Origin of the sequence: Thermodesulfatator autotrophicus (genome assembly GCF_001642325.1) — a bacterium.
GTDB lineage: Bacteria > Desulfobacterota > Thermodesulfobacteria > Thermodesulfobacteriales > Thermodesulfatatoraceae > Thermodesulfatator > Thermodesulfatator autotrophicus.
On sequence record NZ_LSFI01000008.1, the window covers coordinates 1 to 13,661 of the forward strand.

Here is a 13,661-nt window from a genome sequence, read left to right on the forward strand (position 1 = left end):
GTGAACCTGTTTATAATCCTTTTGACATATTACTTTTCTTAAGAGAATATGAATTCCGCCCATATTGGTTTGAAACCGGCACGCCTACTTTTCTCATCAAGCTTCTCCTTGAAAAAAAGTATTTCATTCCAGAGCTTGAAGACCTGGAAGTTGGTGAAAACATACTTGAGTCCTTTGACATAGACTACATTGAGATTGAGACCATTCTTTTTCAAACAGGCTATCTCACCATCAGAGATTTACAAAGGAAGGGGCCTCGCCGTCGGTACTTCCTCTCTTATCCTAATCTGGAAGTTAAAATGAGTTTTACAGATACTATTCTTAACTGGTATGTAGAAAAACGAACAGAAAAAGAAAGAATTATTGACCGCCTTTATGATGCCCTTGAAGTCAACGATTTTCAAAAATTAGAAGGTATATTCAAGTCTTTTTTTGCTTCAATTCCTTATGATTGGTACCGCAAAACAGAGCTTTCAGGCTACGAGGGGTTTTATGCCAGTATCTTTTATTGCTACTTTACGGCCCTTGGCCTTGACGTGCGCGTGGAAGATACCACCAACCACGGCCGCCTTGACATGGCCGTATTGTTTGACGGCAGGTGTTATCTTTTTGAGTTCAAAGTAGTAGAGCTTGAGCCAGAAGGAAGGGCCTTAGAGCAGCTTAAAACCAGAAAGTATTACGAAAAATATACTGATAAGTGCCAGGAAATTTATCTTATTGGAGTAGAGTTCAGCAAGAAAGAGCGGAATATAGTTAGTTTTGAGTGGGAAAAAATAGAAGTCAGATAATAAGAGCTTTTTACATTCCAGAGTGTCATCGCAAGGCGAATAAGCCGTCGTGGCGATCTCTAATGTATTAAGGGGCGGAGGCCCCGCCCCGTTTATTTAGCTATCGTTTCAACTCAAGGGATAAGAACCAGCTACGCCCTGGCGCTTTGTAATAATCAAAGTAGTCTTCGTCAAACAGGTTAGTTACGGAAAGAGAAAGGGCAAGCTTGTCTCCTGCAAGCCAGGAAGGAACTGGCAAATAGACCGTTCCCTTAAAGTCTGCCACAAAGTGTTTCTCGTAAGCGCCGTAAACACCTTCAGCAACATCTGAGTTGTCTTCATTTGTATAAATTTTGCCGACGTAGTGTCCATTAAAAGCAAAAGTAACTCTGGGTATCTCAATCCCCACATTAAAATTCCAGATCCATGGTGGAGTTTCTACAAAACGTTTGCCTTCAGAAGAGAGATCTGCCGGGTTAGAGGTGATTTTAGTATCGTTTCTGGTGTAATTCACTCCCAGGTTTAACCAGTGAGTAGGTTTGGCCTTAACACCTGCTTCAAGGCCATAAATTTCTCCTTCACCAGCGTTTATGTAATACTTATCCGAACCCACTGTTTTACGATAAATTAAGTCTTTTAGTTTAGTGTGATAAAGACTCAGGTTTAGCTCCAGGCGTTTTTCCCATAATTTTTTACTTAAAGAGGCTTCAGTGGTATAGGCCTTCTCCGGCCCTAAGTTAGGATTTGAATGATAGGTTGTTCCCCAGGAAGAGGTCCAGGTACGGTAAAGCTCATACACATTGGGGGCCCGAAAGGCCTTGCCGTAAGAAAGCCGTAAGGTGGTATCCTGAAAAGGCTCCCATACCAAAGCCACCTTGGGTGAAACCGTCCCTGTATCCCTTGAAGAATAAGAGCCATCTACACTGGAATAACCGTTATAAGTCCACCAGTGGTCGTAACGCAGGCCTAAAAATAAACTTAAGTTCTTTTTAAGAACCCACTTATCCTGGGCAAATAGGCCCAGAGTTCCTACATAACCGCCTGAACGATAGGTCTCATCTCCTTTAGAGCTTGGGTCCCGATAAAAAGAAAGCTCGTATTCTTTAGTATGTGCCTTATCCAGACGATAAGTTGCTCCTGTAGTTAACTTATGTCTGGCAAACCAGGGAAAAGTGGTGCTTAAGTCGGTATAAAAAGTATCTGCTTTGGTTTCGGATAATGTACCGTCAGCAGTATTGTAATCTTTAGTATATGTCTTTGTAACGGTATAATATTTATCTCTTTTAGTGTATCCCAACACAAAATTTACTTCAGCTTTACCAAACTTGTTTTTAGTGTTTAGTGCCCAGAGGTCTGTTTGATTGCGACCTATTCCCGTATAGTAAATGTAGTTTGAAGGACTGACAGAAACATATTGTCCATCAGGCAAAGATACATTTCCACTGAATGCGGGTTCACTTGTGGTGGGGTCATAAACATAAGTGTGAGGGGGGCCGTAGCCGTAACTAGTCCAGCCGTGCTGAAAGGTAAGTTTTAAAAAACCGTCCGGGCTAAAGGCCCAGCCCAGAGCAGCATTATAATTTTCCCTTCGTCCCCAGTTGTCACCCTTGTCACCTACTACCCATTTAACTTCTGTTCCAGTAGGATCTAGCATAGGATAACCGCCTGCGAGAGCCCCACTGCCACTTTTGGGGGAACGCAGGACAGGGGTAGTTGGGTACCCGTGGTCTATATCTTTTTCAAAACCCAGGAGGAAAGACACATCTCCCAGACGATTTCCAAAACCCAGGCGATAACCCTGAGTTACACTTTCTCCGCCCCCCAAACCGGCCCTGGCCCAGTAGGTAAGCTTTTGGGGAAGTTCGGTAAAAAGGCTTATTACCCCGCCCATAGCGTTTCCACCCCAGAGCGCCGAGTAAGCCCCGCGCACCACTTCTATGCGGTCAATACTTTCAGTAGAAAAATTACTCCAGGGAACACCACCATAATAACCATCATTTATGGGAATTCCGTCAAGCAAAATTAGAGTCCTCTTCTGGTAAGGGATACCCCGCAGGGTAACTGAAGCCAGGGTATCCATAAGCCCTTTAGAGCGCTTAACATAAACGCCGGCTTCGGTCTCAAGGGCCTTGTCTATGGTAACCAGGTGTTTGGCTTCCATGTCTTTTTTGGTAATCACAGTAACGCTTGCTGGTGCATCTTTAATAGCCGTCTCTGTTTTGGTAGCGGTAACTACCACTTCGCCCAGAGAAATAGCCTGTGATTCCTGTGCCTTTACAGGCATTACTGATAAAAACCCCAGGAGCAAAGCCAATAGCAACGACCAGAAATACATAACACGCCCTCCCTTTTATGAATTTTATAGAATTCTATATGTAGCAAGAAAAAATAATTCGTGTCAACCACGGTTTGGAGAAGTTTTTAAGCCCCCTTGTTTTTACCCATTTTTGCCCTAAAATACACGGGAGCATGGCCCGAATAGCGATAGAGAAGGCCCTTAACTGGAGCCTTTCCCAGTGCAAAGAACTAAAAGAAGGCGAATGTATTGACCTGCTTTGTAAAAAGAAAAACCGCATCGTCAGGGTAATAAAAACGAAAGAGGGGTTTCAGCTGGAAGAAAGGGGCTTTTTCAACGAAGACCACCAGGCCAGAAATTTAAAAGAACTTAAAAAAATTCTAGAAAGGCTTATTGCCAGAGAATTCCCCAGGAGCCACCTGCTCTGGGCTTTTAAAAGACGCTCCTGATATGGACTTAAAAGACCTTGAAACCAAATTAAAACGTATTGACGGCAAAGGATACGGTGCTTACAAAGAGCTCGCCGGAGTTTATCGCTTTGCCGAGGGTGAGCTTTTTATAGACAAAGTGCAATCTGACCCTTTTGCTCCTCCAAGCCTTTTAAGGTTAAAAATCTCCGGCGACATAGCCCAAATTCCTTCACATTTTTACAGCTCTTTTTCTCGGCGGATTGGCCTGGAAAACTATCTGGCCTATCAAGCCGCCAGGATGGCTCAAAACTTTTCCCGAAAAATAGGCACAGGCAAAGGCGGAATCATTAAAGTGCACGGCCCGGGGCAGGAAATTCTTCCCCGCACAGCCCTTGAGGTAAGCCAGAATGGAAGCCTAGAACTTCGCTTTTTTGTAGGCCTTCCAGCGGCAGGACGGCGTATCCTGGCTAAAGAAGCCAGGAAAATACTTCTTGATTACCTGCCTAAACTGGCTAAAGCCCTCTGTTATTCCCATCTGGACAAAACCCTTCTTAAGGCCTTTGTGGAAACAAACGAAGACGCCGACTTACTGCGTAGTAAGCTAAAAGATCTGGGCCTCATAGGCTTTGTGGCCGATGGTAGTATTTTACCAAGGGCTTCCGGCGTGGACCCAAGGCCTGCCTCAAAGGCCATTCCCTTCAAAGCGCCCGATTCTTTAGCCATTGAAGTAGAGCTTCCCAATCGCGGCCGCATAAGGGGCCTTGGCATAAGGCCCGGAGTGACTCTTATTGCCGGGGGTGGCTTTCACGGCAAATCTACGCTTTTGCGGGCCCTTGAACTTGGTATTTATAACCATGTTCCTGGAGATGGCCGTGAACTGGTGGTAACCTCTCCCCTGGCGGTAAAAATTCGGGCTGAAGATGGCCGTAAAATCACCGGAGTGGATATTTCGCCTTTCATAAATAACCTTCCCTTGGGAATTGATACTCGCTCCTTTACCACAGATTGTGCCTCTGGCTCCACCAGCCAGGCCGCCAATATCATGGAAGCCCTAGAGCTTTCAGCTGATGTGCTCCTTATTGACGAAGATACCTCAGCCACTAACTTCATGATTAGGGACCGACGCATGCAGATGCTCGTCAGCAAAGAAAAAGAACCCATTACGCCATTTATTGACCGGGTGCGCGAATTGTACGAAAATTTTGGCGTATCAAGCATAATTGTAGTGGGTGGTTGCGGCGATTACCTTGATGTGGCTGATACGGTAATTGTTATGGATAATTATCTTCCTCAGGATGCTACCATCAGGGCCAGAGAAATTATTAAAAATTATCCGTCAAACCGGTTAAAAGAGGTCCAAAATCCCTTTAAAAAACCTGAGCCAAGACGCTTTGCCCCGCAAAGCTTTCCCAAAACACCCAAGAAACCACCAAAGGCCAAAGCAAGGGATAACATCCTCTGGGGCAAAGAGATAATTGACCTTTCAGCGGTGGAACAACTGGTTTGTGTTGACCAGACAAGGGCCATGGCTTTAGCTCTTCCGCTTTTAGCCGAAAAATTAAAAGAGGGCAAAAACTTGGTAGAAGGAGTTAGCTATATAAAAACTTTTATTGAAGAAAAGGGACTTAAAAGTTTAAGCCCCTTACCACGGGGAGACCTGGCTTTCTTTCGGACCATTGAGCTAGCAACAGCTCTTAATCGATTACGTTCCCTAAAAGTTTAAAATGCCTAAAAGACGTTCCCCTAAACAAAGGGTTTTAAATCATTTTCACCTGGCTGTAATATTTTTCAGTGCGGCAGCCATTTCTCTTGGCCTAATCCTGGCTCTGATATACTTTTATCTTTCTCTCAACCTTCCCAGCATATCAAAGTTAGCTAACTACGAACCACCAGCTACTACCACGGTTTTAGACCATCGAGGAGAGGTTCTGGCTTATTGGTATAAAGAGAGGCGCTTCCCTGTTCCCCTTTCGCAGGTGCCTCCGTACTTGATTCAGGCCTTTGTTTCGGCTGAGGATGCCCGTTTTTATGAGCACCAGGGCCTTGATTTCTGGAGTATTTTAAGGGCTATCATCATAGACATAAAAGAAAGGCGAATAGTTCAGGGAGGAAGTACCATAACGCAACAGGTTGCCAGAGCCCTGCTTTTAACTCGTGAACGAACTTTTAAACGAAAACTCAAAGAAGCCATCCTTGCCTGGCAAATAGACTCGGCCCTTACTAAAGACGAAATATTGACGATTTATCTGAACCAGATTTACCTCGGGGCCGGGGCTTACGGGGTAGAAGCTGCGGCTCGCACTTATTTTAATAAACACGTCTGGGAGCTAACCCTCCCTGAAGCAGCCCTCATTGCCGGCTTAACTCCTGCTCCTAGCCTTTATAATCCGTTTCGCAACCCTGAACTGGCTCTCAAGAGGCGTGCTTATGTTCTCAAAAGAATGGCTGAAGAAGGTTATATAAGTCTTGAGACCGCTCAAAAAGCCATGGCCAGCCCTTTAAAATTAAATCCCGGAGACTTTTCTCCCAAAAAAGAGGCCCTTTATTTTCTTACTGTTTTGAAAAGCCGTTTAGAAAAAAAACTGGGAGAGAGTTTATATACTGGTGGCTATACTATTTATGCTTCACTTGATTTGCTCTGGCAAGAAGAAGCCCAAAAAAGGCTTAAAGAACACTTAAAATTAATCGCCAAAAGAAACAAACAAAAAGACATTCCTCAGGGAGCTATAATCTGTCTTGATAACAAAAGCGGAGCTGTACGGGTTTTAATTGGTGGCCGAGACTTTGATCATAATCAATTTAATCGAGCCATTCAGGCGAGAAGGCAGCCAGGTTCTGCCTTTAAACCCTTAATCTGGGCAGCTGCTCTGGAAAAAAACTTGGCTACGGCGGCCAGCCAAATTGTTGATGAGCCCGTGGTGCTCCCCGGAGCCAAGCCAGGTTCTTATTGGCAGCCTAAAAATTTTGATAAGGGCTATCTTGGTCCCATAAGTTTGCGCACGGCCCTGGTACACTCCCGTAATACCGCTGCCGTTAAATTAGCTTATGCGGTGGGACTGCCTGATGTGATTACCATGGCAAAGACCATGGGAATAAATAGCCCTTTAGCTCGTGATTATTCCATAGCCTTAGGAAGTAGTGGAGTGTCACTTTTAGAACTGGTAAGAGCTTATTCCGTTTTTGCCAATCAAGGTGTTTTAAATGAGGAAACCTTGGTAGATAGCATTTTTGACCGCCATGGCCAGGAAATTAGCTGGGAAAAATCCTCTAAACGGGTTCTTTCGGCTGAAACCGCCTATATTATGGAATTTTTATTGCATGAAGTGGTAAGAGCAGGGACCGGCCGTTGTGCCAAGCAACTGGGGGTCTGGGTGGCTGGTAAAACAGGCACTACTGATAACTACCATGATGCCTGGTTTATTGGTTTTACCCCCGAGGTGACCTGTGGAGTATGGATAGGCTATGACCGCATTAAACCCCTGGGTAGATTGGAGACAGGAGGCCGAGCTGCCTGTCCCCTCTGGGTTGAAGTAATGAAAAGCAGACCTAATAATTACAAAAATAAAAATCCTGAACCACCTCAGGGAATAGTTTTTATAGAAACCAAAGATTTTGACCCTCTAAGAGGAGAAGAAACCCTGCTTTTTCCTTTTAAAGAGCAGAATATCCCCGAACTCAAAAATTCTTTACCACGGCGAACTTTTCCTAGCATTTTGAGAGAGCTTTTGAGGCCTCTTGGCTTTTAGATACTTCTCCCTTGCGAGGAATGTAAGAAAGGTCATCTTTTACCCAGTAAAGAACCTCATAATTTTTCTTAAGGGATTCTACCATTTCTTTAAACTTATCTTCTTCTATGCCAGTTACCCGGATATAAACTCGCCTTCTTTCAAGTTCAAGCCCTTCATAAGCACTTAATACCGTAACAATCCGTGCTCCCCATTGGCGTATATCCTGAACCAATTCGGAAATAAGCCCAGGTTGGGCTGGAAGCATAAAAGCTATCTGCCAGGGACCATAATAAATACCGGTAATGTGAATGAGCACTTTAAAAATATCTGTTTGGGTAATGATTCCTAAAACGTGTTTCTCTTCGTCTATAATAGGTAAGCCAGAAATACAGTTTTCTAACATGACCACCGCTGCGTATTCAACGGTAACATCGGGAGTTATGGCTATAGGGTCAGGAGTCATTACGTCTTTTACTTTTATTTCAGAAAGGAGATAATAAAGTTCGTGAACATCTAAAGCGGTAGCCTTTGAAGGTGTAGCCTCACGAATATCTCTGTCAGTAATAATTCCTACCAGCTTGCCTGCTTTGACTACCGGTAATCGACGCATGCCGTGTTCTTTCATCATTTGAACGGCCTTCATGATAGAAGCGTTTTCTTCAATGGTTATAGGATCTTCGGTCATCCACTCTTTAACTAGCATATACTACCCCCTTTCAAAGAAGGACATTTTACTTTTTATAACATTTTTAAAAAAAGAAGCCAACTCGATTAGTGCCTCTTTTCAAGAACTATTAAGAACTCTTTATTTCCCGCTGGTCCCAGTATAGGGCTTTCCACTACTCCGAGAGACTTGAGAGATAACTCCTTGGTGGAGAACTCTTCAATTTTTTTAATAACTTCCTGGTGTAAAGCCGGGTTTCGCACAACCCCGCCTTTTCCTACTTTTTCGCGCCCTACTTCAAACTGGGGTTTTATTAAAGCAATAATTTTTCCCCCTGGCTTTAAAATACGAAGAGCCGCTGGTAAGATTTTGGTCAAAGAAATAAAAGATACGTCTATAGTGACTAAATCTACCAATTCAGGAAGGTCTTTTTCTGATAAATAACGAGCGTTTACTCCTTCAAGGACTATTACGCGAGGGTCCTGACGTAATTTGTAGTGAAGTTGACCTTTCCCCACGTCAATGGCGTAAACTTTTTGGGCTCCAGCCTGTAATAAACAATCAGTAAAACCGCCAGTTGAAGCCCCTATATCGGCACAAATGAGTCCTTTTACATCTAAACCAAAGTGTTTTAGGGCGTGAGCGAGTTTTAGGCCTCCACGAGAAACAAAGGGAAGCCCTTTTCCTTTCACTTCAATTTCAGCCTCAAGGGGAACTTTATGGCCGGCTTTATCAAGGCGTTTGCCATTAACATAAACTTGTCCGGCCATAATCAGGGCCTGAGCCTTTTCACGGCTTTCGGCCAGGCCCCGTTTAACCAGCAGCTTATCAAGCCTTTCTTTACTCACCAGAACCTGCTGTAACCCTTTCTTTGAGAAAATTTATAGCTTCTTCTTCGCTTAAAAGCCTTTTTTCGCCTGTAGCACGTTCTTTGATTTCAAGCTTTCCTTCCTTTTCAAAGGTTTTACCTACTACCAGTTGGCAGGGGAAGCCTATCAGATCAGCGTCTTTAAATTTCACACCTGGACGTTCATTTCTTTCGTCCCATAAAACTTCGATCCCTTCGGCTTCAAGCTTTTTATAAAGCCTTTCTGAAACTTCCATAAGAGAGGTATTTTTGGGATTAAGGGTGAGCAGGACCACGTGAAAGGGTGCTATGTTTACAGGCCAGATAATTCCATTTTCATCGTGGTTTTGTTCAATGGCTGCCGCCATGGTACGCGAGACCCCTATGCCATAACAACCCATTACAAAAGGCCGTTCTTTGCCTTCGGCGTCAAGGAAAGTGGCTCCCATGGCCTCGCTGTATTTAGTGCCCAGCTTAAACACATGGCCAACTTCTATGCCGCGCACCAGCTTAAGAGGCTTACCACACTTAGGGCAGGGGTCTCCTTCAATCACATTTCTTAGATCAAAGAACGCTTCTATCTGGAAATCCCTGGGATAATTAACGTTTACGTAATGGGCATCAGCCTCATTGGCCCCTACAATAAAGTTTTTAAGACCTGTTATAGCTTTATCAGCGATGATTTTTACACCAGAAAGCCCCACCGGGCCGGCAAAGCCTACCGGAGCGCTGGTAAGCTTTTCCACAGTTTCAGAATCAGCCATTTGTACCTCTTCTGCGTTCAGGGCCTTTCTCAATTTTATTTCGTTTAACTCGTGGTCTCCGCGGATTAACACCGCGTAAGGTTGGCCATCAACGATATATATCAGGGTTTTGACCAGTTTTTCTGGAGAAACGCCCAAAAAAGCCGTAACTTCTTCAACTTTTCTGGCCTCAGGAGTTGCTACCTTTTCTAGGGGTTTTTCAGGCTCATCTGGATAAGAAAACTCTCTTTGAGCCTCAGCCATTTCTAAATTAGCGGCATAACCACAGGCCGGGCAGGTGGCTATTACGTCTTCGCCGGTATCTGCCAACACCATAAATTCGTGGGACTCGCTACCACCGATGGCCCCTGTATCAGCTAATACAGCCCTAAATTTAAGACCACATCTTTTGAAGATGCGCTCGTAGGCTTCGTACATGGTCTGATAACTTTTATCAAGACCTTCTTCATCAACATCAAAGCTATAGGCGTCTTTCATGATAAATTCTCGCCCCCGCATAAGGCCGAAACGAGGTCTTATCTCGTCTCTAAACTTGGTTGCAATCTGATAAAGTATAAGAGGGAGCTGGCGATAAGATCTAACTTCTCCTCTTACCAGGTCAGTAATAACTTCTTCGTGGGTGGGGCCCAAGCAGAAATCATGGTCTTTGCGGTCTTTGAAGCGCAATAGCTCTTTGCCGAACTTATCCCAGCGGCCGGTTTCCCGCCACAATTCACCTGGTTGTACCAGAGGCATTAAAACCTCTAGGGCCCCGGCCCGGTTCATTTCTTCACGGACGATATTTTCCACTTTGCGCAAAACCCTAAGCCCCAGAGGAAGAAAATTATATATACCTGAGGCCACCCGTCTTATCATACCAGCGCGTAGCAAAAGTTTGTGGCTAACAACCTCTGCCTCAGCCGGCTCTTCTCGTAAGGTGGGAGCAAAATAGCGACTGAACCGCATAATGCCTCCTTTGCTTTCTAGTTGCTAATAAACTAAGGGACAGGCAAAATTTTTCAAGTTACACTAAGGCTATTTAAATTAGTACTGGCAAAAATTATTTTTAGCTGCTAAAAATTCTTAACATGAAGATAGCTGTTTGTGGGAAAGGTGGAGTAGGAAAGTCAACTATAGCGGCCTTGCTTTGTGGTGCTCTTTTAGAAAAGGGCTATAAAGTGTTAGCCATAGACGCGGACCCAAGCCCCCATTTAGCTCGTTTACTTGGCTTTAAAGAAGCGGATAAAGTCACCCCCATTGCCGAGATGAAAGACCTCCTTACCGCCAGAGCCGAAAAAGACGGTCCTTTTTATTCTCTCAACCCTAAAGTAGATGACCTTCCTGAAAAATTTACCCTTGTTAAAAATGGTTTAAAACTCATGGTTCTCGGAGCGGTTAAAGAAGCGGGAGGAGGTTGTGCCTGCCCGGAACAAACCGTTTTACGGCGTCTCCTTTCTTTTCTGCTCTTACAGAGCAAAGAAGCGATTGTAATTGACCTGGAAGCAGGGGTAGAACCTTTTGGCCGCGCCACTATTTCTGCCATTGACGCCGTGCTAATAGTAGTGCAGCCTTACCGTGGAAGCATAGAAACAGCTAAACAAATAGCCAAAATGGCCAAAGACCTCGGGGTAAAAAAGATATTTTTTGTGGCTAACAATATAGAAGACAAAGAAGACCTTATTTTCCTGGAAAAAGAGCTTGGGGCCCAGGTGCTAGTTCACTTCCCTGCCAGTCAAGAGCTAGCCAGGGCGGAAAGAAAAGGGCAATCAATTTTAGATATCGAACCTCCCAAAAAAGTGGCTATTAAACTGGTAGAAAGACTTGAAAATCATTTAAAATGAGCGAGCTCAAAGACGTTCAAAGCTTGCCAGATTATCGGCAGATAGAGATAGATAAAGTTGGTATAAAGGGTATTCGCTATCCTGTCTCTGTCCTTGACCGCCATAAAGGTATACAGCATACCATTGCGGAAATAAATATGTACGTGGACTTACCACATCATTTTAAAGGCACCCACATGAGCCGCTTTGTGGAAATTTTGAACGAATTTCGCCACGAAATTCACATTAAAAAGATACTCTGTATTTTGCAGGAAATGAGAAAACGCTTAACCGCCAAAGTAGCCCATATAGAAATGTCGTTTCCTTTTTTTATGGAAAAAGAGGCTCCTGTTTCAAAAGCTGTGGGCCTTATGGGATATAATTGCCGAATTTTGGGATCTATGGGAGAAAATTTTCGTGACCTTGTTCTTGAAGTAGAAGTTCCAATTATGACGGTTTGCCCTTGTTCCAAAGAAATAAGTGCGAAGGGGGCTCATAATCAAAGGGGAATTGTCAGGGTAAAAGTGAGGTTTAAAAAATTTATCTGGATTGAAGAGCTAATTGAAATTGTAGAAAAATGTGCCTCTTCGCCAGTTTATCCCTTACTGAAAAGGACTGACGAAAAATTTGTGACGGAATGGGCTTACGACCATCCCATGTTCGTAGAGGATGTAGTTAGAGAAGTATGCAGCCGGCTTACCGAGAACCAAGAAATTACCTGGTTCTCGGTTGAGGCTGAAAACTTTGAGTCTATCCATGCCCATAACGCTTATGCTTTTATTGAACGCAATAAAAATTAAGCGGTTTGTTGTTCTTCTATTTCAAGTTCCAGTTCAAAAAAGCTTTCACCACAGTCATAACACTTAACATCCAGGGTATTATCAATGAGTGATACGTAGATTTCATCGCAACCACAAGAAGGGCAAGGGCCTTCTACCTGTTCTTCTACTACTTGTTTGATATCTTCCTGTATTTCCTTTGGTATATCTGGGTCAAAATATATTTTCACGGCTTCCTCCTCTCTAAAAGGCTACGTTAATATTGTTACTTATATTGTAAAGCGTAATATGTCTATTTTTAAGATGGAAAATAGAAAAAACGACAAAAATTTTTATTTTTTATACTTTGAATAGAAATAAAGGACTTTTTTTACATAATGGCGAGTTTCTGGATAAGGTGGAATTTTTTTGAATTTTTTAACTTTATTAGGCCCGGCATTGTACGCCGCTAAAGCTAACTCAAGACTTTCAAATTCTTCCAATAAATCTTTTAAGAAAGCCGCGGCTGCCCTAACATTTTCTTCCAGATGAAAGCAATTTTTAACTCCATAAGCCTTGGCTGTAGCTGGCATAAGCTGCATGAGCCCTTGTGCTCCTTTGTGAGATACTGCGTAGGGGTCAAAATTGGACTCTACTCTGGCAATAGCTTTAAGCAAGGCCGGGTCAATCCCGTAAAGACGGCCTGCTTTTTGAAAAATTCGTTCAGGAATTTTAGGCTTAGTTCTTTTTATCAGGATATGGTTGGTAGGAATATTAGTTATATAAAGGGTTCCTGAGGCATCGCGGTAATAATAAAGTTCAGCTAAAGAAGGGGAACAATAAAAAGAAAAAAGTATCAGCCAGAAGAAGAGGCCTTGGCCTTTTTTTCGGCTAAAAACTTTTGGCGGCATTCTTCGCTGCAAAAATAATAAACTTTTCCCTGCCATATAGCTGTGTAAGCACTTTTTCGCGGGCAATAAACCCCGCAGACCGGGTCTTTTACCAACTTATCGGCTACTTCGGGAAGAGAACTTGAAGTTTTAGACTTAGGGCGAACACGTCGTAAATCTTTCCAGATAGCTTTTAATGCAAACCAGATAAGCCAAATGAGAACTATAATGAGGATTATTCTAAACATAATGGCCCCAAATCTTTTATGGCCTCTCTTTCTGAAGTAGGCCGTTCAAACAAAAGTTCTTTATATGTCTTTTTTAGCATAGGATGTTTTTCATGAGGAAGCAATTCAGCAAGCGGGATTAAAACAAAGGATCGTTCATAGAGTCTTTTATGGGGTAGAGAAAGCAGAGAAGAATTAAGGACTATTCCCTCGTAGAGCAAAATGTCTAGGTCAAGGGAACGGTCTGTAATTTCTCCGGTCCTCCGGCGTCCATATTTTAATTCAATTTGCCAGAGGCAAAAAAGCAAAGCCCAAGGAGAATGTGAGGTTTTTATTTCCGCTACCAGGTTATAGAAATATTTATCAGAAGAGAACCCCACAGGTGGTGTTAAGTAAAGGTGAGACCATCGTATAAGAGAGATACCAGGAAAGGTCTTGAGGGCCCAAAGGGCCCTCTGACAAAAAAATTTCCGGTTTCCCAGATTAGAGCCTATGCCAATAAAGGCTCGTT

Annotated in this window: 14 protein-coding genes; 6 read left to right on the forward strand and 8 right to left on the reverse strand. The window is 43.4% G+C overall.

Annotation, left to right across the window (positions count from 1 at the left end; all coding sequences use genetic code 11):
* On the forward strand, positions 1-788 hold a 788-nt coding region (locus TH606_RS02460; RefSeq protein WP_197460493.1), incomplete at its 5' end, for a PD-(D/E)XK nuclease domain-containing protein.
* 100 nt (positions 789-888) lie between these two features.
* Here the strand turns inward: TH606_RS02460 and TH606_RS02465 are convergent.
* Positions 889-3,102, reverse strand: a complete 2,214-nt coding sequence (locus TH606_RS02465; RefSeq protein ID WP_068541119.1) for a TonB-dependent receptor — start codon at positions 3,100-3,102, stop codon at positions 889-891.
* A gap of 134 nt (positions 3,103-3,236) precedes the next feature.
* Between TH606_RS02465 and TH606_RS02470 the strand changes: the two genes are divergently transcribed.
* The 3 genes from TH606_RS02470 to TH606_RS02480 are packed head-to-tail and all read left to right on the forward strand — an operon-like array spanning position 3,237 to position 7,219.
* Entirely contained in the window at positions 3,237-3,512 is a 276-nt protein-coding gene (locus tag TH606_RS02470; protein WP_157627844.1) for a hypothetical protein, read from the forward strand.
* A gap of 1 nt (position 3,513) precedes the next feature.
* Complete coding sequence (locus TH606_RS02475; RefSeq protein WP_068541121.1) at positions 3,514-5,196, forward strand: ABC-ATPase domain-containing protein; 1,683 nt, start codon at positions 3,514-3,516, stop codon at positions 5,194-5,196.
* A 1-nt stretch (position 5,197) separates the two neighbouring features.
* Positions 5,198-7,219 carry a penicillin-binding protein 1A gene (locus TH606_RS02480; RefSeq protein WP_068541122.1) on the forward strand — a complete coding sequence of 674 codons (2,022 nt, stop codon included), beginning with the start codon at positions 5,198-5,200 and terminating at the stop codon, positions 7,217-7,219.
* On the opposite strand, the gene TH606_RS02485 is transcribed toward TH606_RS02480, so the two are convergent.
* The 3 genes from TH606_RS02485 to TH606_RS02495 form a co-directional block, all read right to left on the reverse strand.
* On the reverse strand, positions 7,179-7,904 hold the full coding sequence (locus tag TH606_RS02485) for a CBS and ACT domain-containing protein (RefSeq protein WP_068541123.1): 726 nt from the start codon (positions 7,902-7,904) through the stop codon (positions 7,179-7,181). The genes TH606_RS02480 and TH606_RS02485 overlap by 41 nt on opposite strands.
* A gap of 68 nt (positions 7,905-7,972) precedes the next feature.
* Entirely contained in the window at positions 7,973-8,713 is a 741-nt protein-coding gene (locus TH606_RS02490; RefSeq protein WP_082863474.1) for a TlyA family RNA methyltransferase, read from the reverse strand.
* The gene (locus tag TH606_RS02495) at positions 8,706-10,421 is read right to left on the reverse strand and encodes a proline--tRNA ligase (protein ID WP_068541125.1); all 1,716 of its coding nucleotides are present in this window, start codon (positions 10,419-10,421) and stop codon (positions 8,706-8,708) included. Before TH606_RS02495 ends, TH606_RS02490 begins: the two co-directional genes overlap by 8 nt.
* Positions 10,422-10,543: 122 nt before the next feature.
* Between TH606_RS02495 and TH606_RS02500 the strand changes: the two genes are divergently transcribed.
* Together TH606_RS02500 and folE2 are read left to right on the forward strand one after the other, a co-directional pair.
* Complete coding sequence (locus TH606_RS02500) at positions 10,544-11,296, forward strand: ATP-binding protein (RefSeq protein ID WP_068541126.1); 753 nt, start codon at positions 10,544-10,546, stop codon at positions 11,294-11,296.
* Positions 11,293-12,075, forward strand: a complete 783-nt coding sequence (folE2, locus tag TH606_RS02505; protein WP_068541127.1) for a GTP cyclohydrolase FolE2 — start codon at positions 11,293-11,295, stop codon at positions 12,073-12,075. The genes TH606_RS02500 and folE2 overlap by 4 nt, the downstream gene beginning before the upstream one ends.
* On the opposite strand, the gene TH606_RS02510 is transcribed toward folE2, so the two are convergent.
* The 4 genes from TH606_RS02510 to folK all read right to left on the reverse strand — a co-directional run bounded on the left by TH606_RS02510 (position 12,072) and on the right by folK (position 13,650).
* Positions 12,072-12,284 carry a hypothetical protein gene (locus tag TH606_RS02510; RefSeq protein ID WP_068541128.1) on the reverse strand — a complete coding sequence of 71 codons (213 nt, stop codon included), beginning with the start codon at positions 12,282-12,284 and terminating at the stop codon, positions 12,072-12,074. The two genes, folE2 and TH606_RS02510, sit on opposite strands and share 4 nt — an antisense overlap.
* 102 nt (positions 12,285-12,386) lie before the next feature.
* A complete protein-coding gene (locus TH606_RS02515) occupies positions 12,387-12,944 on the reverse strand; it encodes a lytic transglycosylase domain-containing protein (protein WP_068541129.1) in 558 nt (185 codons plus the stop codon).
* Complete coding sequence (locus TH606_RS02520) at positions 12,890-13,171, reverse strand: YHS domain-containing protein (RefSeq protein WP_068541130.1); 282 nt, start codon at positions 13,169-13,171, stop codon at positions 12,890-12,892. The genes TH606_RS02515 and TH606_RS02520 overlap by 55 nt, the downstream gene beginning before the upstream one ends.
* Positions 13,159-13,650, reverse strand: a complete 492-nt coding sequence (gene folK, locus TH606_RS02525; protein ID WP_068541131.1) for a 2-amino-4-hydroxy-6-hydroxymethyldihydropteridine diphosphokinase — start codon at positions 13,648-13,650, stop codon at positions 13,159-13,161. Before folK ends, TH606_RS02520 begins: the two co-directional genes overlap by 13 nt.
* Between the last annotated feature and the right edge of the window lie 11 nt (positions 13,651-13,661).

Excerpts from the sequence above, each read along its gene's own strand:
- TH606_RS02465 (WP_068541119.1), bottom strand. The coding sequence starts at position 3,102 with ATGTATTTCTGGTCGTTGCTATTGGCTTTGCTCCTGGGGTTTTTATCA.
- TH606_RS02470 (WP_157627844.1), top strand. The coding sequence starts at position 3,237 with ATGGCCCGAATAGCGATAGAGAAGGCCCTTAACTGGAGCCTTTCCCAG.
- TH606_RS02475 (WP_068541121.1), top strand. The coding sequence starts at position 3,514 with ATGGACTTAAAAGACCTTGAAACCAAATTAAAACGTATTGACGGCAAA.
- TH606_RS02480 (WP_068541122.1), top strand. The coding sequence starts at position 5,198 with ATGCCTAAAAGACGTTCCCCTAAACAAAGGGTTTTAAATCATTTTCAC.
- TH606_RS02485 (WP_068541123.1), bottom strand. The coding sequence starts at position 7,904 with ATGCTAGTTAAAGAGTGGATGACCGAAGATCCTATAACCATTGAAGAA.
- TH606_RS02495 (WP_068541125.1), bottom strand. The coding sequence starts at position 10,421 with ATGCGGTTCAGTCGCTATTTTGCTCCCACCTTACGAGAAGAGCCGGCT.
- TH606_RS02500 (WP_068541126.1), top strand. The coding sequence starts at position 10,544 with ATGAAGATAGCTGTTTGTGGGAAAGGTGGAGTAGGAAAGTCAACTATA.
- folE2 (WP_068541127.1), top strand. The coding sequence starts at position 11,293 with ATGAGCGAGCTCAAAGACGTTCAAAGCTTGCCAGATTATCGGCAGATA.
- TH606_RS02515 (WP_068541129.1), bottom strand. The coding sequence starts at position 12,944 with ATGCCGCCAAAAGTTTTTAGCCGAAAAAAAGGCCAAGGCCTCTTCTTC.
- TH606_RS02520 (WP_068541130.1), bottom strand. The coding sequence starts at position 13,171 with ATGTTTAGAATAATCCTCATTATAGTTCTCATTTGGCTTATCTGGTTT.